The following is a 24,722-nucleotide window of genomic DNA, read 5'->3' on the forward strand; positions in this document are numbered from 1 at the left end:
GTGATTTCACATGAACGCGTCCGCACCGGGAAACAACGATCCGCGGCAACAAGGATATGAAGCGGTCGATTTCGATATTATCGGCATGACGTGCGCCGCTTGCGCGACCCGCATCGAGAAAGGACTCAACAAGCTCGAAGGCGTGAAAGCGACCGTCAATCTGGCGCTGGAAACCGCCCACGTCGAATTTAGCCCGTCCACGGTGAGTACTGCCGACATGATCAAGAAGGTGGAGCAGCTCGGCTACAAAGCGAAGCCGAAATCCGAAGCGAAGGACAGCGGGGGCCACCGGCGCAAAGATATCTTGCGCCAGCAATGGATGCTGGCCGTCTCGGCTCTGCTGACCTTGCCGCTGCTGTGGGCGATGGTGGGACACTTCTCTTTTACGTCATGGATTTGGGTCCCGGAGCGCTTCATGGATCCCTGGTTCCAGTTCGCCTTGGCAACTCCGGTTCAATTTATCATCGGGGCTAGATTTTACGTCGGAGCCTTCAAGGCGCTCAAGAGCGGCAGCGCGAACATGGACGTGCTCGTCGCGCTCGGCACCTCGGCCGCGTATTTCTACAGCTTGTATGTCACGTTAGCGGATGTCCCTTCGGCGCTTTATTACGAAACGAGCTCCGTGCTGATTACGCTGATCCTGCTCGGCAAGCTGTTCGAAGCGCTGGCCAAAGGCCGTTCCTCGGAAGCGATCAAGTCGCTGATGGGCTTGCAAGCCAAGACGGCGACGGTCATCCGCGACGGCCGGGAGATGAACCTACCGGTGGAAGAAGTCGTGGTCGGCGATATATTCCTTGTGAAACCGGGCGAGAAAGTGCCAGTCGACGGTCTGGTCGAGGAAGGCGTCTCGGCGGTGGACGAATCCATGTTGACCGGCGAGAGCATCCCGGTGGAGAAACGCGCAGGGGACTCGGTGATCGGGGCCACGATCAACAAGAACGGCGTCCTGAAGGTCAAGGCGACCAAGGTGGGCAAGGAAACCGCGCTGGCGCAGATCATCAAAGTCGTGGAAGAGGCGCAAGGCTCCAAGGCTCCGATCCAGCGGGTCGCGGACGTCATTTCCGGCATCTTCGTTCCGATCGTGGTCGGCATCGCGGCCGTCACGTTCCTGATCTGGTATTTCGCCGCGGAACCGGGCAACGTGGCTTCCGCGCTGGAGAAAGCGATCGCGGTTCTCGTCATCGCCTGCCCTTGCGCGCTCGGTCTCGCGACGCCGACCTCCATCATGGCCGGTTCGGGCCGGGCGGCCGAATTGGGCATCCTGTTCAAGGGCGGCGAGCATCTGGAAAATACCCATCGCGTGGACACCGTCATCCTGGACAAAACCGGCACGGTGACGAAAGGCAAACCGGAATTGACCGACGTGCGGACAGCGCCGGGGTTCGAGGAGAAGCAGCTGTTGTCCTGGGTGGGCGCCGCGGAGAGGAATTCCGAACATCCGCTGGCGGAAGCCATTGTCGCCGGAATCCGGGAGCGGGGAATCGACTTGCCGCAGACCGATTCGTTCCAAGCGATCCCGGGGTACGGCATCATGGCGGTTGTCGAAGACAAAGGAGTCATGATCGGGACCCGCAAGCTCATGGCCCAATACAGCGTCAAGGCGGAGAGCGCGTTCGAGGAAATGGCCAGGCTGGAGTCGGAAGGCAAAACCGCGATGCTGGTCGCCATTGACGGCAAGTACGCGGGGATGGTCGCCGTGGCGGATACGGTGAAGGAAACGTCAGAGCAAGCGGTAGCCCGGATGAAAGCGCTCGGCCTCGAAGTCGTCATGATCACCGGCGACAACGAACGCACGGCCCATGCGATCTCAAGCCGGGTCGGAATCGACCGCGTGCTGGCCGAAGTGCTTCCCGAAGGCAAAGCGGGCGAAGTGAAGAAGCTGCAGCTGGCCGGGAAAACGGTCGCCATGGTCGGGGACGGAATCAACGACGCACCTGCGCTCGCGACGGCGGATATCGGCATGGCGATCGGAACCGGAACGGACGTGGCGATGGAAGCGGCGGACGTCACCTTGATGCGGGGCGACCTGAACAGCATTCCGGACGCGATCTCGATGAGCAAGAAAACGATGGTCAATATCAAGCAGAACCTGTTCTGGGCACTGGCGTACAATGTGATCGGCATTCCGGTCGCGGCTCTCGGTTACCTGGAACCGTGGCTGGCCGGAGCGGCGATGGCGCTCAGCTCGGTGTCGGTCGTCCTTAACGCGCTCCGGTTGCAGAACGTGGATCGCCAAGCAGGGGAGAGAGGCAGCGGAATGAGCCGAAAAGCGAAAATCGCGGCGGTGATGGTTCTCGTCGCAGCGGCATTCATCGGCGGATATGGCTTCGGGAAGCAGGGCGGCGCATCGAATTCGGGCATGGAGATGTCAGGATCCGTGCCGGAGTCCGGTGAACACGGCCATGGCGGTACCGGACACGCCGGAAGCGGACATGGAAGCGGCAGCGCGGAATCCTTGCCCACCGAAGCGGTGTGGACGGTGAATCGCGCCAACGCGGGAGAGGACGCCGAAATCCGGATCCGCATCCGGGACGGGAGCGGCAACCCGGTCGAGAAGTTCGACATCGAACACGAGAAGCTGCTGCACCTCATCATCGTCAGCAAGGATATGGCTTATTTCAACCATATTCACCCCGAGTATAAGGGACAAGGCGAGTTCACGATTACGAACCGGTTCCCTTCCGGAGGCGAATACAAGCTGATCGCGGACTATGTGCCGTCCGGCGGCAGCAAGACGACGCAGATGGAATGGATCAAGGTGGAAGGCGATGCCGCCGAGCCCGTTCCGCTCACACCGGATCAGACGCATTCCAAGGTCGAGGATGGCGTGGAAGCGACGCTTCAGAACGACCACCCGAAAGCCGGGGAGGAGTTCGAGCTGAACTTCACGCTGGCGGACTCGAAGACCAAGGATCCGGTCACGGATCTCGAGCCCTACCTGGGGGCGGTCGGACATGTCGTCATCCTGAGCGCGGATACGGAGCGGTACCTTCACGTTCACCCGCTTGACGAGAAGGCGAAGGGAACCGAGGCGAAGTTCGCCACCGAATTCCCGGAGCCGGGCGTCTATAAGCTCTGGGCGCAATTCCAGCGGGGCGGCAAGGTATTCACCGTTCCGTTTGTCTTCAACGTAGAATAAGCGGAAGGTCATCGAGGAGTCGCCGCGGGAGCGGCGGCTCTTTGACTTTTCGATCCTTATTGACCTTCTTGCACGAATTTGAGGATACGATCTTTGATCGAATCCCGGACCGTGCGGAATTGCGCCATGATCTCCTCTTCGGGGCCGGTCGCTTTGGCAGGATCGTCGAAGCCCCAATGCCATTTGATGACGTCCCGGTTGGAAATGACGGGGCAATGTTCGTCCGCATGGCCGCAAAGCGTAATCACGTAAGTTGACCGGTTTAACGTTTCCGGATCGATGACGTCGGACGTGTGTTGCGAAATGTCCACCCCGGCTTCCTTCATGACCTGGACTGCGCGGGGGTTGAGGCCGTGCGCTTCCAAACCGGCGCTTCTCACCTCATACTTGTCACTGCCCAAAGCCTTCAGAAAACCGTCAGCCATCTGGCTCCGGCAAGAATTCCCCGTACACAAGAAATACACGAGAGGTTTGCTCATTTTGTTTGTTCTCCTTATTCATGAATTTGAGAATATACGACGGATGCAGCGATGGCTCCGGCGATGGTCGCAACGATGTAGATCCACAAAAATTGGAGATGTCCCGATACAACGGCGGGACCGAGGGAACGGGCGGGATTCATGGAGGCGCCGCAGATCGGTCCGGCGAACATCGCCATCAATCCGACCGTGGCGCCGATCGCCAGTCCCCCGAAGGACTTAACGGCCTTCCCATGAACGGCGGATCCCAAGATGACCATCATGAGCACGAATGTCAAAATCATTTCAAGAACGAACGATTGACCCCAAGACGAACGGGGGAGCGTCGCGCCCAAATCGTTCACGTTGCCGAATAGCAATTTCAACGTGCCGCTTGCGGATAGAGCGGCAAGACATTGAACGGCGACGTAAAGAAGCGCTTCTGCCGCCGGCAGGTCTCTGCGAACCCAAAACCCTATGGTTACCGCCGGATTAAAATGCGCGCCCGAGACATGCCCGAAGGCGTAAATCATGGCCAAAACGACCAACCCGAACGTTGCGGCCACGCCGACATGCGTTAAAGCATGCGTCAAGGAATCGATGACGACCGCGCCGGTGCCTGCGAAAACGAGAAAATACGTGCCGATAAACTCGGATAGAAGCTTTTTTTTCAATAGGGAGGGCATGCGCCTTAATCACAACTTTCCTTGCGAAGTAGCGCGACGCGGTCTCTCATGGAGGGCAGATCGTCCAAAATCTTCTTCACATGGGGTTTGTCCTCAACGTTCAAGGAATAATAAATCCAGTGGCCGCGTCGCGTCTCATGGACCATTCCGCCGTTTTTGAGTTTCTTCAAATGCTGGCTTACGTTCGGTTGAGTCGTCTCCAGAATCTCGACAATATCGCATACGCACATTTCCCGTTCTTTCAGCAACGCCAGAATCGTTAACCTCGACTTGTCGGAAATAAGCTTCAGTTGTTCGGACAGCTCTTCGATCGTTGCCACCGTTCCCCTCCTTCCTGTCCAGATCCATTCTTCGCACAACTTGTATTATACGCGCTCATTTAAATAAGTAAACAATTATATTAGTGGAGGTTTATTTCTAAATATTCCTCTAAATCAAAATAAATTGATTAACTCTTGCGCGATTCTTCATTCCGTGTTAAGATGACTACATCAAAAAAAATTGATCAAGGATCGGGTCGGAGGAAAGGACATGAAGAAGGAGCTGCCGGTTCTCGAACGGGCGATAAACCCCGTTGATTTTTCCGAGTATGAGATGAAGTTCAAGGCGATCGCGGACCAGAAGCGGCTTCAGATCATGTACGAACTGACCCGGAGGGGAAGCACTTGCGTCTGCGATCTGACCGAAATCGTCGGGATGCCGCAGTCCAAGCTGTCGTACCATCTGAAGATCTTGCTGGACGCCGGGCTCATTAAGCGGGAAATCAGGGGAACTTGGAGCTACTACGAACTGAATCAAACGGAAGTGAATCATCTTCTGTCCCCGGAACTGTGTTGCATATTCCGAAATGACTCTTCTTCAGGCGACTGCTGTTAAAGGCATTCGCTTGCGCAATAAATCAAAAAAAATTGATTAATTCGACGTCAAGTTGATTCTCCCGATCGGGAATCAAATAAAAAATCATTTCAAAGAAGGAGGAAATCAAATGGAAAATCAGACGAAGAAAACCGAGGGCAGCAACGAAAACACAGGTGGATGCTGCGAAGCAGAGAGCAAAAATCCTGCCGCAGGCAAGGAAACGGCGTCTTCCAGCTCCTGCTGCAGCACGGACACGACCGTAACTTCGTGCTGCGGTTCCGACGTCGCCGCAAACAGCGCTTCTTGCTGCGCATGATTCTCCTTCCATCAGAATCGAAAGGGTCCTCCGGCAGGAGGACCCTTGTTGTCGAGTAACGGGAACAGACAACCTTCATTTGCCGAACAGGCGGCGGTATTCGGACGGCGTCATGCCTTCGTGCTCATGGAACTTCCGGTTGAAATAGCTGACGCTCGGGTAACCGGCATCCTCGGAGATTTGCCCGATCCGGGCGTCCATCCGTTCCAGCAGCCACTGCTTCGCGAGCTGCAGACGGCAGCGCGTGACGTAATCGAGCGGCGACATCTGCATCGTTCGGCGGAACAGCTTGCAGAAATAGTGAGGGGTGATGCCGGCCCGTTCCGCCCACTCTTCCAGGATGAACGGTTTATGGGCCTCTTGCTGCATCGGGGCCAGCAGCTTCAGAATCCGGCTGCTGGCCATGCTCGGCGTAAAGCCTTCCAGAGGAACCGCTTGGTTCACGAATTCGGCTATGACGGCGTACGTGAGCGTAGACAGCCGCGTCGGACGAAGCATTTTATGGTTGTCCGCCTCTTCCAGCAGCTCGAGATGGGCTCGTTCCCAGGCGTCAGGTTGGCGGAGCGTCCACAGTCTCCTTTGATGGAACCCGCGCTCCCGCAAATACTCGGCAAGGCCGTTGCCGTAGAAATGCACCCAGCGAATGTCCCAAGGCTGGTCCTTGCTGCTGTAATATCGTTGTTCTTGAGCGGGGAAATAAAGCACGGCGTCTCCTCTTTTCAAATCGTGGACGCGTCCCTCGATGACGACATACCCTTTGCCGGACGCGACGTAATGGATGTTGAAGTTGCCCAGCGCGCCTTTCTCCCGGGAGACGGAATGCTCGGGGTAATCCCGGTAGGCGCCGACCGATTCGGGAAAAACGAAGTACGGGTTGTCGGAAATCGTCAGCAAGTGGCTTTGACGGAGCATACGGTAACCTCCCGAGTAACAGGATGACAATATTATTATAAGGAAATGCAAAATATTAATATTTTCATGTTTATCGTCAATTACTATAATAACAATATCATCCTAAACCGAAATGAGGGACCCCGCAAGCCATGACAAGAAAATTGAAATGGGGCATCATCGGCTGTGCCGGAATCGCGGAAAGAGCGGTCATTCCCGGCTTGCAGCAGTCCGAACGGAACGAAGTGGCCGCGATCGCGAGCCGCGACTTGGCCAAAGCCAAGGAAACCGCCGGCCGCCTGGGCATTCCGGCCGCTTACGGCAGCTACGAAGAGCTGCTCAGGGACGCGTCCATCGACGCCGTGTATATCCCGCTGCCGAACCATCTGCATAAAGAGTGGACGATCCGCGCGGCCCAAGCGGGCAAACACGTACTGTGCGAGAAGCCGATCGCCCTGAACGCCGAAGAGGCGCAGGAGATGGCGGATGCCTGCAAGGTTGCAGGCGTCCATCTGGCCGAAGCGTTCATGTACCGATTCCACCCGCGTTATGCGATGATCCGCGAGGTTATCGCTTCCGGTGAAATCGGCGAGATCAGGGGCATTCACGGGACGTTTACGTTCAACAACGCCGGGGATAAGGGAAATGTCCGGTTTCGCAAGGATTGGGGAGGCGGATCCGTATACGATGTGGGCTGCTACCCGATCAGCGCCGCCCGGCTGCTGCTGGGACGCGAGCCGGAAGCGGCGACTGCGCAGGCGTTCTTCTCGCCGGAGCACGACGGCGTCGACATGATGGCTTCAGGCTTGGTCGAATTCCCGGGCTCGGTTGCCCTGACGTTCGATTGCGGCATGTGGGCCGCGTTCCGCAATACGCTGGAAGTGTTGGGGACGCAAGGCACGATCGAGGTGCCGTCGGCGTTCATCACTCAACCGAACGGAGGTTCGAATTTCTTCGTGAACGCCGGAGGCAGCCGCCGCGAAGTCGCGGTGCCGGACGTGAACCAGTATGCGCTGCAAGGCGACGAATTTGCCCGGACTGTTCTGGATGGGGTACAACCGAAGTTTGAGTCAGAGGACGCCGTGCGCAACATGCGGGTCATCGACGCGGTGCTGCGGTCGGCGGAAACAAAGGGGCGCGTCACCCTGTAAGGCGAAGTCATCATCGGGCAAGGGGGCAAGGGAACGTGGAATATATCCGCATCGAAGGGTGCGCCAAGCCGGTATCCCGGCTGATGAAGGGCACCGACTATTTCTATCATGATTCCTATGACAAAGCCGCCGCGAATTTGGACGCATTCCTGGCGATCGGCGGCAACTCGGTGGATACGGCCCATATTTATTGCGGCGGCCAGAGCGAAGAGGTGCTGGGGCGGTACATGCGGGAGAGGGGCAACCGCGACCGGATGGTCATCCTGACCAAGGGAGCGCACCACGACCATAACGGTCCGCGCGTGAACAAGGAAGCGATCCGCCGCGACCTGTCCGAGAGCCTGGAACGGCTGCAGACCGATCATGTCGAGCTGTACGCGCTCCACCGCGACGATCCAGGCGTGCCGGTCGGCGCCATCATCGAAGCGCTGAACGAGCATATCGAGTCCGGCGCCATCGGGGCGATCGGCGGATCGAACTGGACTTGGCAGCGCCTGCAGGAAGCGAACGAATATGCCGCGGCGCACGGCCTGCGAGGGTTCACGTTCAGCAGTCCGAACCTGAGCCTGGCCAAGGCGAACGAACCGTTCTGGGCGGGCTGCGTCTCGGCTGACGCCGAAACGTGCACCTGGCACGAGAAGGAGCAGCTGCCTCTGCTCTCCTGGTCCTCCCAGGCGAGAGGCTTCTTCACCGGCCGATTCTCTCCGGAAGTACGCGACAATGCCGACATCGTGCGCGTATTCTACAGCGACGGCAACTGGGAGCGGCTGCGGAGAGCCGAGCGACTCGCCCGCGAGCGCGGCGTCAGCGCGATCATGATCGCGCTCGCCTACGTGATGAACCAGCCGTTCCCGACGTGCGCCTTGATCGGCGCGCAGAACGCCGAAGAGCTTCGTTCCTGCGACGAAGGCTCCCGGATCCGCCTGACCCGCGAAGAGATGGAATGGTTGGATTTGTCCGGGGAAACGGCTTCCGTGTAATATTCATAGACGTTTATTCCTTTTCCAGTAAACCCGAAAGCCGGCGCTCGCTTGAAGCGTCCGGCTTTCGGGTTTTTTGGCGGTAAAAGTTAACGTCAGAGGAGTTATCCTGGGAAGTGATGATCCGGTTTCGGCATGACGATTGGAATCGAATGTACAGGATCGATGCAGATACCCGGAATCCCGGACAACTCCACCGGCTTCGAGGTTCGACCATAGTACGGCATCAAGCCGAGACTGTCGAATAATGGGGAACGGACAAACGTCGCGTTTGTCCGATTCTTATTTTCTGACATAATCGAACATCGCGTGCGACCCTACGCCTAAATCGCGTCGGCGAATCGGGAATCGCTTCCTATAACGCATTCCATTTTCTGCCTATATAATCTTAGTGGGTATGGACTAGAACCAAATAGAACTATGTCCAAATATACCCAAAATTTGAGGCTAGGAGATGAATGATGTGGAAGTGGTAATCGGGCAAACCCCCATCGATCTCAACGAGTTGAAGCAAAATCTGTTCACCACGTTGAACCCGGCCAGCGGCGTTCTGCCCCCCGGACAATCCCTCACGTATCGGATTTGCAAGCCCGCTTTTCCGGTTCTCCCCCGGTCGGGCCACGCCGGCGAATTCTATTACGGCAGTTCGTACAACTTCCCGTACGAGCTGGAGACGTTCCTGTCGGTCAAAAAAGCCGGAGCGGAGCTCGCCCGGGGCAAGGACTACCATCTCGAGGAAATCCGGACGAGCAATTACACCGACCTCGTGCTGACGCCGCTGCTGCGGGTCGAACAACAAGCGGAGATTACGATTCAGGCGACCGTTCAAGTGATCCTGAACGGCTACTCCGTCCAGCGCACCTTCGACCCCGAGACGGCCACCTTGCTGCCCACCGTGTCGGAGACGTTTTTCCAGTCGTTCCTGGCGGAGTCGTCTTCGACGAATATGCTGCGCAGCGGGGAATATTTGCAAGCCAGCCTGTCGACGATTCTGCAATCCCTTCCGGAAGGCGCCGCTACCGACTCGTTTCCGATCAAGACGACGATGCCGATCAACGGCAAACCGACCTTGGTGACCATCCACTCGATCCAATGGGAAGCCTACAAATCGCCGATCGAGTCTGCCTCCGCCGCGGCAACAGCGCCGATCAAGCTGGTCGAAGGCCGGGACTTCCAGGCTCCGGACGGCTTGGACAAGCTGACATCCCGGTTTCTGTTCATTCCACAGCAAGAGGCTTACAAAGCTTACGCCGCGGCTAAGGTCCTGACGGAATGCAACGGAGTCAGGCAAACGCTGTCGCTCACCACGCCGACGACCACGATCCCGGCCGTCACTTCCGTCCTCACCGATATTTTGGGCGGCTTCGACCTGATTCCGGACTCCTTCCATACGCTGCAGCCGGGCCAGCCTCTCGAGCTCAAGGTCATCCACAAACTGCTGGATCTGTCCGAGCCGTTCGGGAACTTGAACATCGGCGCGTTGTCCTATGCGTGGAAAATCACCGGCATCGTCTGGGGGCTCAGCCGCCAAAGCGCTTCAAGCGCCGCGGCCGGACCTGTCCCGCTCGCCTTGGGGAAAGACTTCTTCCTCTCCGACGCGGGCAATCCGTTCGAGCAGAAGCTGCTGATCCAGCCGTCGATCGTAGACAAACCGGAGCAAGCTGTCCCTGAAGTGTATGAGCTGACGGGAACCGTCTCCTATCTGATCAACGGAGATACGGAGAGCTCCAATCCCATCAAGCTGCTGATCAAACAATTGCCTCTCGTGAAGGAGCAGATTCAGTCCCTGTTCCAAGTGAAGTCGAACAAAGCGGGCTCGGCGAGCCTGGGAGAGCAGGTGCTTCTCAAGCTGGCAACGCCGCTGGAGAATCTCGTCGAAGCCGCGGCTCCGCTCTCCGCGTCCGCGTCGGCGCTTCCCGATCTGAAATGGTTTCCAGTCACCGGCGGCCTGCCGGTCGGAGAGCTCACGATTCCTTTCGAAATCAAGGAGATCGCATGGCAGGTGCTGGACGAGAAGGGGGCGCCGCTGAACCATGGCGAAGACTTCCGTACGCTCGAAGGGCTCAGCAGTCTCCAAACTTCGCTCGTGTTTCTTCCGCCTAAGAATTGGGCAGGAGGCGCCGCTTCCCTCACGCGCAAGGTACAGGCGAACGTAAAAGCATTCTTGAACGGCAAGCTGCTTCCGCTGGACAATCTCGCCTTGACGTTCTCGGATTTGAGCTTGCTGCCTTTCCAAGACAAGATTCTCGGACTGATCGAGCAAACCCTGCGGGTGACGCGCAATTCGGATACGCTGGAGCCGGGAACCCCGCTGATCGCCGAGCTGGCGTCCGATCTGGCCAAGCCGGCCGCGCTGTCGCAGGCGGGCATCCAGGGCACGTCGCTCGCCCCAATCGAACGCGTATTCACGGGTACGCTGCCGTTCGCGGACGATCGCTTGCCGTTCGAGATTCCGCTCGGATTTTCGGTGAAGCTGGAGTGGAAGCTGTACAAGAAAGGGGCGGACGGACAGTATGTCCAATTGGGCGGCAAAGACTTCCGTCTTCGCCCGGGCGCCGACAACACGAGCGGCAATCCGTGGAAGGATTCCCGGCTCGACGTTCTGTTGGTCCCGCAGGTGAAAGGGTTCCATCAGCTGGCGGAAATCGAGTTCCGCTACTTGGAGGCCGCACTGGAAATCACCATTCCGACGCTTGATCCGATTCCGCTCAGCCTGCCGAAGATTCCGATCACGCAGCTCCCGATCGCGGTGCCGGAGCTGCTTCTGGTCACCGAGCATCGGCTTGACGACCTGGACCAAGCGGGAGACCGGCTCATCGTCCTTCCGCAATCCACGTTTACCCGCCTCGCGAATTGGGACGTGCTCAAACCGGTTTTGGAAAAGGTGAACGCCCAAGTCGAAACCGTGTACGGCTTGCTCGACGGCGTCACGGACCTGGCGGATTTCGCGCTCATGCTTCTCGGCTTGAAGAAAGCGCTCGGCCACGTTCTTCAGCCGATCGGCAAGAACAAATTATGGGTGGCGGAAGCGGTCGGCGATCGAATCGCGGATTTGGGGCAACTGCCCAAAACCGACCACAACCTGCCGGACGACAGCGAATGGGACGATGAGATTTCGGGCATCGTGGCCATCTTGCCATCGAACCGGAAAATCAGATTCCATCAGAGTAAAGATTACAAAGGCGACAGGATGGACGTCATTCCCTCTCAGGCGACGAATAACGATCTTCCTTTCGGCAACATCGTCTGCATCGTGAACAACCTCAATGTTCCGGACGAGAGGAAACCGGATGTGTGGCCGGCGGGTACCCTGGACGGAAACGTGAATAACGACGACATCGATTCTCTGAGTTTTCTGGATATTTAAAGCGTATGTTTGCCGCAACGGCCAAGATATGCTGCAAAGTACCCGCGGCAAAGAAATGCTTCATCATTTCTTTGCCGCGGGTTTTGCTTTCTTTATCGATACGATCTTGGATTCGACGGGAATCGTTCAAGTATTTGGTTCAACGATTGGAGCGTTTACGTTTGCGGAAGCGGAAGCGCAAATTCCGAATCTCTCCGTTCCAAACTCAATCAATACAAAAGCGAGCCCCATTGCTGTCGTCGTAGCCAACCAATGAGCGCACCCGTCCTCCACCGATTCAAAATGCAGATGGCAGGGGCCATGCAACCAGCTTATTCTTGGCTTCGCCCCGCTGATCCGCAGTTGCTCATTCAAAAGCGCCGCTGCATCCTGTGCTTTCTGTTCTCTTGCCAGCTCGAACACCGTGCGCAAAGATTTTCTGAGCGACCGGACGATCTCGACATCCTCAGAACGAACAGGCCACGATGACTAGTTTGGGCTTGAATGTAGATTCCCTCAAGGTCCAACGTAAAATCGGATCATAAATCGAGGTTAGCCAATGAAAGCGCAGGGCTGGAATAGCTGTTCTATCAATCGGGCAACTATGTGGATCTGATCGCGGAACAGAACAAGCTGGACAAGTCCAAAGGGCTGAAGGCCGGCACGAACCTTGTCATTCCCGCGCTCCCGGGCAAGAGTCAGGCCGATGCCGACAACAGAAGCCCCACTTCCGTCAAGGAACATATCGTTAAGCAGGGACAGACGCTTTACGGATTTCGAGAAAATACTACAATTCCAACAAGTACGCCAAGGCCATTGCCGAGTACAATCCTCTACAGGACGGCGATGAAGTGAAGGTCGGTTCTGTGTTGAAAGTCCCGGCGGATCCGGTATCTTGACCGGGAAATGCGTGCTTAGTCCTGTGTTGTCCTAAGTATAATAAAGGATCAGGCAGTTGACATCTACTGATGTAAACTGCCTGATCCTTTATTTTTTCTGTCATTGCGAGCGGTTCAATGGTTACAGCACAAAGTCTTGTTTCTTATCAGAACTAACAAAAATCTTATAACTAAAATGAAAGTATACTCATATTCTCTCTTTATCATAGATAAGGTCCCTTGGCTCATTATTAGAATTTGAGCTTGATGCATCACTATGCCTCGAAATCCCATTAATCATTGACACAACGTGAATTTCTAGCGTTGTTGTACAAACTGATTCGCTGAAGGGAGTGGTTCCGTGAAGATTGTGCTATTGTCCGGGGGTGGCGGCACGCGGTTATGGCCGCTGTCTCAGCCTGATCGTCCTAAACAATTTATTAAGCTCATCACCAAACGTGACGGCAAACAGATTTCCATGGTTGAGAACATTTGGGATAAACTTGCAAGCCGTTACGGTGCAGATAACCTGTATATCGCGGCAAACGTTAAAAATGAAGTTATACTACGCGAACAACTCGGCGACAATGCCCGAATCATTTCTGAGCCAGAACAGCGCGATACGTTTCCGGCGATCGCTCTAGCTTGCAGTTATCTGTATTCGCTAGAATCTGTTCCGCTAAAGGAAACGATTGTTACCGTTCCGGTGGACTCTTTTGCTGACGACGAGTTTTATTCACTGTTTGAAACGCTGGATTCGATAATAGCGGAAGAAGTAGCGAAAATCGCGCTAGTCGGCGTCTTACCGAAGCGGGCAACTGAGAAGTATGGTTACATCGAACTGGCTGGTGAGTGTTCCGATCGTTGCTTGTATGTCCATAAATTTATTGAGAAGCCTTCGTCTGAGCTTGCTATGAAGCTGATGCAAAGCGGAGCGTTATGGAATGGAGGGGTCTACGCGTTTCGTCTCGGGTATGTAATGAGACTTCTGGAGCAACTCAATCACCCGTCCGGTTACCATTACTTGTATACAAATTATAACGCTCTACCGAAAATCAGCTTTGATTATATGGTGACCGAGAGAGAGGAATCTATTGCGTGTTTGAAATATGAAGGCGTATGGTCCGATTTAGGTACTTGGGACGAAATTGCGCACTTGCTGGAGCCCTCCTCATCTAGCCTCACCATTATGAACGACAATTGCATCAATACGTTAACAATCAATCAATTGGGAATCCCGATTGTTGTGAACGGAATATCCGATTCTGTCATTGTAGCCGGCCCGGAAGGAATACTTATTAGCGGTCTCGGGGCATTGCAATCGATCAAGCCGCTGATCGAACGTGCACTTATGGAACGTTCTAACCCCAGATAATCCTTACGCATCGAAATATTTCGGAGGTTTATATGAAAAGAGCGATTTTATTCCTGGTTGTTGTCATTTGCGGTTTCAACATGTTTGCTTTTCCATCATCGGCTGAGAACGTGTCTGCGACGTCGATCAAACTCCCTCTCACCCAGTTTGGATACACCAATGACGTCTTACTTGAAGGGATGAATCCGACATTTACCGTGTTTCTCCCCTTGTACGATAAAATAGATTGGCGCAAGAGCGAAATGGTCTTCTATATTCGTCATTCCAACTTTATGATTCCGAACGCATACATCCAGGTAAATGTAAACGATAGTCCCGTTGATTCCTATAAGGTTGCAGATCTTAAGAGGCTCAGTGATGGCAATCTCATGCTTCGCGTACCGTTAAACGGAGTCAAAGTCGACTCTGACAATCCGTTATTCAAGGTTGAGCTCAGAACGAATTTATTTGACTCGGAAAGTTATTGTCTCGATTGGAATACGAACAGTTTGTGGACTTTAATTGATAAAGATTCATATATTTCCCTTCAGCCGGCTAACGATCATGTTCGTTTAACAATGGATAACTTTCTGAAAGGATTTATGGATAAAATCATAATTATGATTCCTGAGAAACCGTCCAAGCCGGTTAGCTCAGCTTATTTAAAGCTTGATGCTTTTCTGCACAGGGTGATAAACAAGAGGGCGGTGGAAATTCAGCGAATCGACAAAATTATGCCGTTGAAGAGCACCCGTTTAGAAAGAATTATAGCGATTCGGAACGATATTTCGAACATTTACCTCGATGACAATAAGATCCTGAATATACCCGCATCCCAGGTTGATTACATCATGTCTGAATGGTACGATCTTCTGCCGGTCAATCCGGTTGAAGTGCTTCACGTTGATGAAGACACACCTTCTTCGGTTATCCCGTTGAAACAACTCGGGTATTCCGTTATCAAAGCGAAAGGTATCGGGGATCTGAATACGGACATCGGATTTACGGTGGCCGATTTTGGGGGGTATCCGAGGCAACTAACCTTTACTCTTATGGGCAGCCATTTACCTTTCGAAGTTGAAAAGGAGTACCATCACCTGTTGAAAATTTCGTTGAATAATCATTTGATCAAAGCGGTTCATCTTCGGAACGACGGCAAACTTGCGGACTTGGAGGTCACGTTGCCGACCGAACTGCTGCAGAGAGAGAATACCCTTCGAATTACTTACTCGTATTATCCCGAATCGGGCGTATGCACCAAAGGCGGCGTATTTTTCGAAGGTGAAATTTCCGAAGACTCTTACTTCAAAGTCGACAGCTATAGCACAGACGTGAGCCGACTTGACTTTACCGATTTACCGGGCCGTTTCATGGGCAGCGGGGCGATTGTGCTGCCTGAAACGAATAATGCGGAATATAGTTCGTATTTGAGTGCGGCCGCTTCGTTTTTGTCGGCAATGAAGCAATTTGATCAGAGCAATATTCAGGCTAATATTATTTCTTTGAATGAATTGGGGTCAAAAACTTACGATTATTATATTTTCTTCGTTTCCGGCGATAAACTGAAAGAACTTGGTTCACTTGCGTTTACCGAGAATTCGACTTTCAAAATTGTAGCCCGGAACAAGCAAAAGGAGCTTTTAAACATCAACGCTTCACAGCCTATCGGGATCTTGCAAATTTTTAAATACAAGGATCGGCCTGCTGTCGCAATGAATGTGTTTGGCAGTGACAAGAAGCTGATTAATCGATTATCCGATCGCCTGTTGTCGATGAAAGAGTTCAGAAAGCTGCATGGCAATCTTGCGTTTTACGTGAACGATGAGATCAGGGACTATGAAATCGGAACCAATTTTCAATTGATCAAACCGGAAACAAAAGACTGGACATACTATTATCGGAGCTACAAGAGTGAAATCTTTACTGCAATATGGATTTTATCCGGAGTTATTTTCCTTTTAATTTATCTTTCGGTCGCAAGGAAAAAGAAGGCTCTCGATTCCGGAAAGTCCGATAACCATATCGAATAGCGTTTATAAGGAGATGGTAGCAGATGCCAAAAGCGAGGATTGGCGACATGCTGCTGGCAGAGGGACTCATAAGTCAGGAGAAGCTTGAGGAGGCGCTCGAACATCAACAAAGAACAGGTAGTCCATTAGGGCAAATTATTACTTCATTCGGTTATGTCAAGCGTTTTGAATTTTATAATATGTTAGCCCGTCAAACCGGGTTTGAGTATATCGACAACCGGCTTGAGCCTTATATCGACATGGTGGACCGGGAGCTGATCGTTCTATTCAGTCCGGATGAGTTATCGACAAGACTCATTTTTCCGGTTAAAGCGGACGACAACCGATTGCTCCTGCTAGCATCCAATCCGTTCGACCGGGAATCCATTGATTATGTCAAAGAACGGCTAAATCTTCCAATAGACATGAAAACGGAGATAAAGATCGCTACCGAACTGGATATCACAAAAATTGTAGATATCGTATTTAAGGAGAATATCACACAAAATTCGATCATGGGCCTTTATTATCGCAGACCGGAAGAGTCGGCGATCCAGGTGATTACGCGCGGGCAGATTCTGTTCCTCTTCACAGTCGCTTCAATCTGCCTGTTGGGGTTATATTACAATCCTACCATTACAATTACAATCCTCATGAGTTCGGTGAATGTCTTTTTTCAAATTTCCGTTCTGTTCAAACTTTTCTTAAGTCTGGTCGGCGCGAAGAACGAATCCGAGGTTGTTGTAGAAGAAGAGGAACTGCGCAGTCTCGACGTCAAGTCGCTTCCTGTGTATTCGGTTCTGGTGCCGGTGTATAAAGAACCTGAAGTGGTGCCGCATCTGATTAAAGCACTGATAAATTTGGATTACCCCCAGGAAAAGCTGGATATTTTACTCTTGCTGGAGGAAGGCGACTCGGAAACGCTGCTTGCCGCCAAGCACGCGGCTCCGCCCGCGAATTTCAGGTTTATCGTTATTCCGAACAGTCAGCCGAAAACGAAGCCAAAAGCATGCAATTATGGACTCGCGTTTGCGAGGGGCAAATATTTGACGATTTATGACGCGGAGGATCTTCCGGAGCCGGACCAACTAAAAAAAGCGGTTGTCGCCTTTCGAAATTCGCCACCCGATTACGTGTGTTATCAAGCGGCATTGAACTATTTCAATCGTACAGAAAATGTCCTGACCCGGTTGTTTACGCTGGAATATTCTTATTGGTTCGATTATATGTTGAAGGGCTTAAATCGCTTGCGCTTGCCGATTCCGCTAGGAGGCACCTCCAACCATTTCGACACGGAGAAATTGCGGGCGCTCGGGGGGTGGGATCCGTTCAACGTTACGGAGGATGCTGACCTCGGCATTCGAGCATACAGCAACGGTTATCGCATCGGGATCTTGAATTCGACCACTTACGAGGAAGCCAACACTTCAGTTCGTAACTGGATTCGCCAGCGCTCCAGATGGCAGAAGGGCTATGCTCAGACCTTTCTGGTGCATAACCGGAACCCTTTGAAGTTTTTGAGAACTGTGGGTTTGAAAGGTTTTTTTACACTCCAGTTTTTTATTGGGGGAAGCGTGTTCAGTGCCGCTATGTCCCCTATCTTCTGGGGTCTTTACGTGTTTTGGTTCATAACCCGCACGACGAGTTTGGACGAATATTCCCCGCCCCTGTTCTTATATATCGGTTTGTTCAATTTACTTGCAGGAAATTTTTGCATGATTTATCTAAACATGCTTTCTGTGTTTCGGCGTCAGTATTACGATATACAATGGTTTTCATTCTTAAATCCGCTCTATTGGCTGCTCCTTTCGATTGCAACCTGGAAAGGTCTGTGGCAGCTCATAGTCAACCCATTTTATTGGGAAAAAACGGTGCATGGTTTAACGAAGAGCACACACGACGGTTCAAAAAACGGTGAATCCGCTCCACAATTATAGGTGATCAGAGGGTTGTCAGGGTGAAACAAATAAAATCAGTTACGCTTTTTTTGGCGATTTATGGATACCATTTTCTTGTTTTCAGAGTGTTGCCGGTTCGCGGATGGTATTCCGTCGATTGGCTGTTCCTTTCAGCAAAAGCTTCGCTGATTCCGACTGTCGAGGGCCCTCAAATTCTGCAATTAAACGGCGGCAGACCACCAATTCCGTTATTGCTTGAATTTTTGACGCCTTCTTTCATGGAAACGCCGTTACTGATCTATTCGGGAATCGTATTCTATCTATTATCAAGGTTGAGCCGTTCAAGAATTTCCGTGCCATTAAAATGGTTGTATGCGCTCACGCTTGTTTTTTCCCTGCCGAGTATTGCCGTCTGGTTTCAGACCTATTGGCTGCTTGCCTTTTTATTCGTGCTTCCGGCTATCTCTTTATTAATCCGTTATTTAAACAAATTTGAGGTTCACGATCTGTTCCTGTTTTCCATTTTGTACGGTTTAAGCATATTGACGGATTATTGTACGATTGTGCTTCTCCCTTCCTTCCTTGTTCTTCTGCCTTTTATGCTTAGAGAGAAAGAAAAGAACTATATCATTGCCGTGATTGGTATTGTTATCCTGCCTGCTCTAATGGCATTGGCAAGCTGGATGTATTTAAACTGGCTGTTACTGGGCAACTCTTTATCGTTTCTGAAATATGTGCGCGACAGAATGACGGAACTTGCATTCGCCAAAATAAGCGGCAGCGGCTCCATACTTCAATGGGACTATATCCTCCCATTTGTATTACTTCATCTTGGAATTCTGTTGAACACTCGTTTTCGAGACATTCATGGCAAGTATATATTTACGTCGCTCTCTATCATTTCAGTTATTCCGTACTATATGCTCTATCTGCTGGATTATTTCGATTATCAGTCTATTTCGATATATGCACTTACTTCGTCGATCTGGTTTATCGGTCTCTTGCTGCCTTATGTCAAGCTGACCAAGTTCAACCAAACCGTGGCGGGCATGCTGCTGTTTGCTTTGTTGATTTGGAGCTGGAGTTATTTGTACCGGCATCCTCGCGAGGAACTCGCCGAGCAAATCGTCTTCCCTAAAGCAGAGTCCTATTATGAATTGGCGGTTGAATTGGACAGGCTACCGAAAGGAAGCCTTCTAATGGATGACAAAAGCATGTATCCTGTTCTTTCATTCCGTCATAAGAAGGATTCGGATATTCTCCCTTACGATGACGAGTATAATCTTGCATTAAATCGACCCTTCTTATATGCCGATTATATCGCTCTATTGAAAAATCCGGAGCGGGATCAGCTCGCTTTTACTTACTGGAGCGATATCGAATCGAATCGTTTGCAGGACTACAAGCTTTTGTGGTCGAAAGACAACTTGCTTTTATTTAAACGGACAGTAAGCAACGAAGCGGACAACTAACAAGATTGAAAATGAAAGGCGGTCGTGTCGAAGAAAGAATGACTGAACATCGATTGATCGAAGTAGACAAAAGCTTCCCGCAGCGCCGATGAGGCGGAAGCGGGAAGCTTTTTCTATACGATGTTATACAATTTTTATGCTCGTCACCGTGCCGTTAAAGGAATCTTAGGTAACGAAAGCGGAGTAAAGGAAAATCCCAGCTTTTCATAACGTTCAATGGTGATGTTCATGTTGGATGTGATTAGCCCAATATGGTGCAAAATGTAAATCTCTTTATTCATGATTTCCACTTCCTTATTCGTTCTCTCATTGGAAGCGATTTATCTCGGCTAAGTCGCCTACAGCACTAATCACAGAAGCAAATCGCATGGTTTGTCTCTGATTCGGCTCATAAGTCGGCCATGGAATGGAAACGCCAGGATTGCCGGTTCGTATTGATCCTGTCCAAGCGCCGCGGATCGCTGTTGATATATCGTCAACAACCTCAGAATCGGCCCCTTGCATGATCGGTGCATCCTTATTCGACCGAACCGTGCGATTTCTTGAGCCAAGTTCCCCATTGCTAGCAAGATTCGGGTAGGCGGCATGGCATTCAATTGAGTGACCATGTCTTTAGGATTCCGTTGATCAGCATTCAAGAGTTCCAGCAGCCGGTTGGCACGTTCCACTGCTTTCGCTTCCGATATAGGAGCAAGACCAGCAGGTAAAGGAGCAAGACCAGCAGGTGCGCTCTGCAGAATCGCGCTTTGGAAAAGCCCGCGAGCCTCCGGCATTGCCAATAGCCACATAACGGTATGTGCTCCTGACGATTGTCCCGCTACCGTGATCTGATGAGGGATTGTACGATCGTCGATCCGTTTGACATCTTAGATAACCCCTTTATGTGTAATTGGTAAAATTTGTTTTGCATATCACAAGAATAGTTATGCATCAGTGATATATCAATATCGTTTTGCATGTTACGCATCTGACGAAGCCGAGAGGGTCGGCTTCGTCAAGAGTACACCTCAACCTTAAGTGATAAATATAGTTTATCACAATGATTTAATATTATAAATTTACATGATGGATTGAATGCGCTACGCTAGCCTTACGAAATCTTCGAAGGAGGTCATGATCATGCCTAAAGTAACGGGACTAGAGGGCGTCGTCGCGGCGGAAACCGATATCAGCCTGGTGGACGGTGAAAAAGGCTGGTTGATTTACCGGGGGCACTGGGCGAAAGACTTGGCGGTTCAGCGCGGGTTCGAGGAGGTCGCGTTTCTGCTGTGGTACGGGAAATTGCCGGACGATAGCGAACTGGGGCGGTTAAATGAAAGGCTGCGTGCGGGGCGCGTTATGCCGGCATCGGTTCGTGCGCTCATCGACGCCATGCCCGCGGAGCTGCCGATGATGAAGGTGCTGCAGTCCGCCGTCGCGGCCCTGCCCGGAGGGGAAGCGGCGGACTGGCCGCCCTCGCCGGAACAAGCGGAAAGGCTGACCGCGCTCGTGCCGACGATCGTTGCCTACCGGCACCGGACCCGGCAAGGCCTGGATCCGGTCGAGCCGCATCCTGAATTGGATCACGCAGCCAACTATTTATACATGCTCAAGGGTTCCCTCCCGAACGAGGCGCATGCGAAGGCGCTCACCGCCTATCTCATCCTCGGCATGGAGCACGGCATGAATGCCTCGACGTTCTCGGCGCGTGTCACCTTGTCCACGCAGTCCGACCTGTTCGCCGCCGTCAGCTCCGCCATCGGCACGATGAAAGGGCCGCTGCATGGCGGCGCGCCTTCCGAGGTGATCGCGATGCTGGAGGAAATCGGCACTCCGGATAACGCCGAGCCTAGGATGAGAGCCGTACTCGAATCCGGAGGGCGTCTGATGGGGTTCGGCCATCGCATCTACAAGACGAAGGATCCCCGCGCCGAGGCGCTGCGGATCGTTACGGAAACGCTGGCCGGCGACACGGATTCGTTCGAGTTGGCGCTGCACGCGGAACGGACGGCGATTCGGCTGCTCGAGGCCTATAAGCCGGGAAGGCGCCTGTACACGAACGTAGAGTTTTTCGCCGCGGCGATCCTGACGGCGGTCGAGCTGCCGGCGGAGCTGTTTACGCCTACCTTCACGGCGGCGCGAACCGTCGGATGGACGGCTCATTGCCTGGAGCAGGCGGGCATCAATCGCATTTTTCGCCCGCAATCGGCGTATACGGGCCCGATGCCCGACGCAGGAACCTGAGCCATCGCGATTTCCGGAAACGTGCAGGCGCCATCTGTGGCAGCTGCACGTTTTTGTCAATTGGACAGAGGAACGAGTTTCTCCTACAATGGGATCAAAAGCAACAAGGCTTATGTTCGTTTGCAACATGGCATATCCATCTTATAGGAGGCACGTTCGTTGAACGACAAGGCGCTGAAACTGAACGATCGGCAGCGGGACATGCTGGAGCTCCTCGAACGGACGGGAGAGATCCGGGTGCCGGACTTGAAAACCCGGTTCGAGGTTACGGAAATGACGATCCGGCGGGACTTGGAGAAGCTGGAGCAGACGGGCCGTGTGAAGCGCACGTTCGGCGGGGCTATCATGGTGACCGGAGACATCGCGCTGTCGGAACGGGCCGGCGTGTTCTCGGAGGAGAAGGCGAGAATCGGCAGACGTGCCGCGTCTTGCATTCACCCCGGCGATTCCGTCTTCATCGACGGCGGTACGACGACCCTTCAACTCGTCCGCAACCTGGAGCAGAATCTGCGGATCACTGTTGTCACCAACGCGATCAACCTGGCTGCCGAGCTGATGGACAAAAACATTCCGACGCTCGTCACGGGGGGCATGCTGATGGAGAAGACTTCCACGCTGATCGGACCCGTTTGCGCCGAAACGCTGTCCAAAATGGCTTTCGACCGCGTTTTCCTGGGCGCGACCGGCATTTCCGCGCGCCACGGATTCAGCAACTCCAACATGTACGAGGCGGAAATCAAGCGGATCGCGATCTCCCGCGCGAAGGAAGTCAACATCGTCGCGGATCGGTCCAAATGGGGCGTGCAGGACTTGTTCTCCTTCGCCGGGCTGTCCGAAGCGCACCGATGGGTGACCGATTCGATGCCCGAGCAGGAGGAAGACGTCCGTCAGGTTCTGCGGGAAGCTTCCGTAGAATGCGTCATATGCGACTGACAGGTTCGCTTGCAACTCTATCCGAGTTTGATTTGAACATAACCGTCGACAAATCTTCTTGATCCGCTTACAATTATGTTCGGATCGAACATTAATCTGTTCACGAATAACAAAGGGGATGATCCGGTTGTCCAGCAGCAAACCCAGATTGAACCGCATGTTCAGCGAGCAAGGCAAATGCTTCGACGTGGCGATCGACCACGGCTTTTTCAACGAGTATTCCTTCCTCTCCGGCATCGAAGACATGGGAAACGCGATCGCGGCGATCGTGGATGCGAACCCCGATTGCATTCAGCTCAGCGTCGGGCAGGCGCCGCTTCTGCAAGCCATTCCCGGAAAGCGCAAGCCCGGCCTCGTGCTGCGCTCGGACGCGGCTAACGTGTACGGCACGGAGACGCCCCGGTATCTGTTCAGCGAACTCATCGACCACGCGGTCGAACATGCCGTCCGGTTGGACGCGGTCGCCATGTGCATCAATCTGCTCCTGCTTCCCAATCAGCCCGAACTCCATCACCAGTGCGTCCGCAACATTTCCCAGCTCAAACGCAAGTGCGAAGAATACGGGATGCCGCTCATGGTCGAGCCGCTGGTCATGCTGCCGAACGAAGAGAAGGGCGGCTACATGGTCGACGGCGACATCCGCAAAATCATGGCGCTCGTCCGCCAAGGCGTCGAGCTGGGCGCCGACGTCATCAAAGCGGATCCTTGCGACGATGTATCCGAATATCACCGTGTGATTGAAATCGCTTCCGGGGTGCCTGTGCTCGTCCGCGGAGGCGGACGGGCTAGCGACGAGGAAATCGTCCGCCGCACAGCGGAACTGATGAACCAAGGCGCGTCGGGCATCGTCTACGGACGCAACGTGGTTCAGCACCCGAACCCGGCGGGCATGACCCGTGCGCTCATGGAAATCGTCCACCACGGCGCTTCGGCGGACCGGGCGCTGGCCCTGCTGCGCGGTCAGGGGGCGTAACCATGGCGAGGACGACGATCCGATTCGGCGTCATCGGCTGCGGACTCATGGGCAAGGAGTTCGCGAGCGCCGCGGCCCGCTGGCTGCATCTGGCGGACGTGAACTTCGAGCCGAAAATCGTTGCCGCATGCGACGCGAACCTTGACGCGGCGGAGTGGTTCCGTCAGCGGATCCCCGGCGTGCGCGTCTATGCCGATTACCGCGAGTTGCTCGCCGATGCCGAGATCGACGCGGTCTATTGCGCGGTTCCTCACCACCTTCATGCGCGGATTTACGCGGATATCGTCAGAGCCGGCAAACACCTGCTCGGCGAGAAGCCGTTCGGCATCGACGGGGAGGCGAACGAGCAGATCGCAAAGGCACTGCGGGAACGGCCGGATGTGCTCGTCCGCTGCTCGTCGGAGTTTCCGTTCTTCCCGGGGGCCCGGCAAATCGTCGAATGGGTGAACGAAGGCCGTTTCGGCACCATCATCGAAGTGGAAGCCGGCTTCTGGCATTCGAGCGATCTGGATCCGAACAAACCGATCAACTGGAAACGGAGAAACGCGACCAACGGCGAATACGGCTGCATGGGCGATCTCGGCATGCATGTCCTGCACCTGCCCCTTCGGTTCGGCTGGAAGCCCCGAAGCGTGCGGGCGCTCCTCGGCAAAATCGTTCGGGAGCGGCCGGACGGCCAAGGCGGCACCGCTCCGTGCGAAACGTGGGACAACGCGATTTTGGCTTGCGACGTGAATGCCGGTGCACAGCGTTTTCCGATGGTGCTGTCGATGAAACGCATCGCGCCCGGGCACGCCAACACGTGGTTCATCCGGATTCAAGGCACGAAGCTGTCGGCGGAGTTCTCGACCAAAAACCCGAAGCAGGTGTCATGGCTCCCCTATGAACCGGGCGGCTCCCAAGCTTGGCATGTCATGGACGCGCCCCACCGTTCGGCCTACGAGACGATAACGGGCGGCATATTCGAATTCGGCTTCTCCGATTCCATTCTCCAGATGTGGGCGGCGTTCTGCGACGAACTGACGAACCGGGATTCCATGCGCCAGCCATTCCGCTGCGCTACGCCGGAGGAAGCCGCCGGCAGCCACCGCGTGTTTACGGCCGCGCTCCAATCCGGGCTGACAGGGGATACGGTGCGCATCGATTGGGGGGACTAA

Annotated in this window: 20 protein-coding genes and 2 pseudogenes; 15 read left to right on the forward strand and 7 right to left on the reverse strand. The window is 53.8% G+C overall.

All coding sequences use genetic code 11. The features are described from left to right. Positions 1 to 10: 10 nt before the first annotated feature. Positions 11 to 2,227: pseudogene (locus tag GE107_RS04770) on the forward strand (heavy metal translocating P-type ATPase); the annotation flags it as partial. Between the two features lie 968 nt (positions 2,228 to 3,195). On the opposite strand, the gene arsC reads toward GE107_RS04770, so the two are convergent. Genes arsC through GE107_RS04785 form a run of 3 tightly spaced genes read right to left on the reverse strand, consistent with a single transcriptional unit; the run spans position 3,196 to position 4,603 of the window. Beyond that, positions 3,196 to 3,618 (reverse strand): arsenate reductase (thioredoxin), encoded by a 423-nt coding sequence (arsC, locus tag GE107_RS04775; protein ID WP_219638334.1) that lies wholly within the window; start codon positions 3,616 to 3,618, stop codon positions 3,196 to 3,198. A gap of 14 nt (positions 3,619 to 3,632) precedes the next feature. Then, positions 3,633 to 4,271 (reverse strand): MIP/aquaporin family protein, encoded by a 639-nt coding sequence (locus tag GE107_RS04780; RefSeq protein WP_255570187.1) that lies wholly within the window; start codon positions 4,269 to 4,271, stop codon positions 3,633 to 3,635. Between the two features lie 17 nt (positions 4,272 to 4,288). Next, entirely contained in the window at positions 4,289 to 4,603 is a 315-nt protein-coding gene (locus GE107_RS04785) for an ArsR/SmtB family transcription factor (RefSeq protein ID WP_219638337.1), read from the reverse strand. 211 nt (positions 4,604 to 4,814) lie between these two features. On the opposite strand from GE107_RS04785, the gene GE107_RS04790 reads away from it, so the two are divergent. Continuing rightward, positions 4,815 to 5,159, forward strand: a complete 345-nt coding sequence (locus GE107_RS04790; protein WP_219638339.1) for an ArsR/SmtB family transcription factor — start codon at positions 4,815 to 4,817, stop codon at positions 5,157 to 5,159. 109 nt (positions 5,160 to 5,268) lie between these two features. Continuing rightward, a complete protein-coding gene (locus GE107_RS04795) occupies positions 5,269 to 5,457 on the forward strand; it encodes a hypothetical protein (RefSeq protein ID WP_219638341.1) in 189 nt (62 codons plus the stop codon). A gap of 75 nt (positions 5,458 to 5,532) precedes the next feature. Here the strand turns inward: GE107_RS04795 and GE107_RS04800 are convergent, their stop codons facing one another. Beyond that, positions 5,533 to 6,369 carry an AraC family transcriptional regulator gene (locus GE107_RS04800; RefSeq protein ID WP_219638345.1) on the reverse strand — a complete coding sequence of 279 codons (837 nt, stop codon included), beginning with the start codon at positions 6,367 to 6,369 and terminating at the stop codon, positions 5,533 to 5,535. 131 nt (positions 6,370 to 6,500) lie between these two features. Here GE107_RS04800 and GE107_RS04805 point away from each other — a divergent pair, with 131 nt between their 5' ends. The 4 genes from GE107_RS04805 (at position 6,501) to GE107_RS26380 (ending at position 12,102) form a co-directional block, all read left to right on the forward strand. Next, on the forward strand, positions 6,501 to 7,499 hold the full coding sequence (locus GE107_RS04805; RefSeq protein WP_219638347.1) for a Gfo/Idh/MocA family protein: 999 nt from the start codon (positions 6,501 to 6,503) through the stop codon (positions 7,497 to 7,499). 35 nt (positions 7,500 to 7,534) lie between these two features. Further along, the gene (locus GE107_RS04810; RefSeq protein WP_219638349.1) at positions 7,535 to 8,479 is read left to right on the forward strand and encodes an aldo/keto reductase; all 945 of its coding nucleotides are present in this window, start codon (positions 7,535 to 7,537) and stop codon (positions 8,477 to 8,479) included. Positions 8,480 to 8,942: 463 nt separating this feature from the next. Then, on the forward strand, positions 8,943 to 11,846 hold the full coding sequence (locus GE107_RS04815; protein ID WP_219638350.1) for a hypothetical protein: 2,904 nt from the start codon (positions 8,943 to 8,945) through the stop codon (positions 11,844 to 11,846). Positions 11,847 to 11,874: 28 nt separating this feature from the next. After that, positions 11,875 to 12,102, forward strand: coding sequence for a hypothetical protein (locus tag GE107_RS26380; RefSeq protein WP_255570188.1), 228 nt, complete (start codon positions 11,875 to 11,877; stop codon positions 12,100 to 12,102). A 14-nt stretch (positions 12,103 to 12,116) separates the two neighbouring features. On the opposite strand, the pseudogene GE107_RS26995 reads toward GE107_RS26380, so the two are convergent. Further along, positions 12,117 to 12,248: pseudogene (locus tag GE107_RS26995) on the reverse strand (hypothetical protein); the annotation flags it as partial. Between the two features lie 816 nt (positions 12,249 to 13,064). On the opposite strand from GE107_RS26995, the gene GE107_RS04825 reads away from it, so the two are divergent. From GE107_RS04825 to GE107_RS04840, 4 genes are read left to right on the forward strand one after another with little or no spacing between them, the layout of a single operon-like run. After that, positions 13,065 to 14,078, forward strand: coding sequence for a sugar phosphate nucleotidyltransferase (locus GE107_RS04825; RefSeq protein ID WP_219638354.1), 1,014 nt, complete (start codon positions 13,065 to 13,067; stop codon positions 14,076 to 14,078). Positions 14,079 to 14,110: 32 nt separating this feature from the next. Next, entirely contained in the window at positions 14,111 to 16,087 is a 1,977-nt protein-coding gene (locus tag GE107_RS04830; protein WP_219638355.1) for a cellulose biosynthesis cyclic di-GMP-binding regulatory protein BcsB, read from the forward strand. A gap of 23 nt (positions 16,088 to 16,110) precedes the next feature. Beyond that, complete coding sequence (locus GE107_RS04835) at positions 16,111 to 18,003, forward strand: glycosyltransferase (protein WP_219638357.1); 1,893 nt, start codon at positions 16,111 to 16,113, stop codon at positions 18,001 to 18,003. A 20-nt stretch (positions 18,004 to 18,023) separates the two neighbouring features. Continuing rightward, complete coding sequence (locus GE107_RS04840) at positions 18,024 to 19,436, forward strand: hypothetical protein (RefSeq protein WP_219638359.1); 1,413 nt, start codon at positions 18,024 to 18,026, stop codon at positions 19,434 to 19,436. Between the two features lie 143 nt (positions 19,437 to 19,579). Here GE107_RS04840 and GE107_RS04845 read toward each other — a convergent pair whose 3' ends face one another. Both GE107_RS04845 and GE107_RS04850 read right to left on the reverse strand, forming a co-directional pair. After that, entirely contained in the window at positions 19,580 to 19,717 is a 138-nt protein-coding gene (locus tag GE107_RS04845) for a VOC family protein (RefSeq protein ID WP_219638360.1), read from the reverse strand. Between the two features lie 69 nt (positions 19,718 to 19,786). Continuing rightward, the gene (locus tag GE107_RS04850) at positions 19,787 to 20,224 is read right to left on the reverse strand and encodes a hypothetical protein (RefSeq protein ID WP_304516540.1); all 438 of its coding nucleotides are present in this window, start codon (positions 20,222 to 20,224) and stop codon (positions 19,787 to 19,789) included. Between the two features lie 331 nt (positions 20,225 to 20,555). On the opposite strand from GE107_RS04850, the gene GE107_RS04855 reads away from it, so the two are divergent. From GE107_RS04855 to GE107_RS04870, 4 genes are all read left to right on the forward strand, one after another. Further along, a complete protein-coding gene (locus GE107_RS04855) occupies positions 20,556 to 21,659 on the forward strand; it encodes a citrate synthase/methylcitrate synthase (RefSeq protein ID WP_219638361.1) in 1,104 nt (367 codons plus the stop codon). Positions 21,660 to 21,818: 159 nt separating this feature from the next. Then, positions 21,819 to 22,592 (forward strand): DeoR/GlpR family DNA-binding transcription regulator, encoded by a 774-nt coding sequence (locus tag GE107_RS04860; RefSeq protein WP_219638363.1) that lies wholly within the window; start codon positions 21,819 to 21,821, stop codon positions 22,590 to 22,592. A gap of 127 nt (positions 22,593 to 22,719) precedes the next feature. Beyond that, entirely contained in the window at positions 22,720 to 23,565 is an 846-nt protein-coding gene (locus GE107_RS04865) for a class I fructose-bisphosphate aldolase (RefSeq protein WP_255570189.1), read from the forward strand. A gap of 2 nt (positions 23,566 to 23,567) precedes the next feature. After that, the gene (locus tag GE107_RS04870; protein ID WP_219638365.1) at positions 23,568 to 24,722 is read left to right on the forward strand and encodes a Gfo/Idh/MocA family protein; all 1,155 of its coding nucleotides are present in this window, start codon (positions 23,568 to 23,570) and stop codon (positions 24,720 to 24,722) included.

The organism is Cohnella sp. CFH 77786, assembly GCF_019400745.1.
GTDB lineage: Bacteria > Bacillota > Bacilli > Paenibacillales > Paenibacillaceae > Cohnella.

Coding starts and splice junctions, on each gene's coding strand:
- GE107_RS04845 (WP_219638360.1), bottom strand. CDS start 19,717: ATGAATAAAGAGATTTACATTTTGCACCATATTGGGCTAATCACATCC.
- GE107_RS04830 (WP_219638355.1), top strand. CDS start 14,111: ATGAAAAGAGCGATTTTATTCCTGGTTGTTGTCATTTGCGGTTTCAAC.
- GE107_RS04805 (WP_219638347.1), top strand. CDS start 6,501: ATGACAAGAAAATTGAAATGGGGCATCATCGGCTGTGCCGGAATCGCG.
- GE107_RS04795 (WP_219638341.1), top strand. CDS start 5,269: ATGGAAAATCAGACGAAGAAAACCGAGGGCAGCAACGAAAACACAGGT.
- GE107_RS26380 (WP_255570188.1), top strand. CDS start 11,875: ATGCTGCAAAGTACCCGCGGCAAAGAAATGCTTCATCATTTCTTTGCC.
- arsC (WP_219638334.1), bottom strand. CDS start 3,618: ATGAGCAAACCTCTCGTGTATTTCTTGTGTACGGGGAATTCTTGCCGG.
- GE107_RS04800 (WP_219638345.1), bottom strand. CDS start 6,369: ATGCTCCGTCAAAGCCACTTGCTGACGATTTCCGACAACCCGTACTTC.
- GE107_RS04870 (WP_219638365.1), top strand. CDS start 23,568: ATGGCGAGGACGACGATCCGATTCGGCGTCATCGGCTGCGGACTCATG.
- GE107_RS04850 (WP_304516540.1), bottom strand. CDS start 20,224: ATGTGGCTATTGGCAATGCCGGAGGCTCGCGGGCTTTTCCAAAGCGCG.
- GE107_RS04855 (WP_219638361.1), top strand. CDS start 20,556: ATGCCTAAAGTAACGGGACTAGAGGGCGTCGTCGCGGCGGAAACCGAT.
- GE107_RS04790 (WP_219638339.1), top strand. CDS start 4,815: ATGAAGAAGGAGCTGCCGGTTCTCGAACGGGCGATAAACCCCGTTGAT.
- GE107_RS04835 (WP_219638357.1), top strand. CDS start 16,111: ATGCCAAAAGCGAGGATTGGCGACATGCTGCTGGCAGAGGGACTCATA.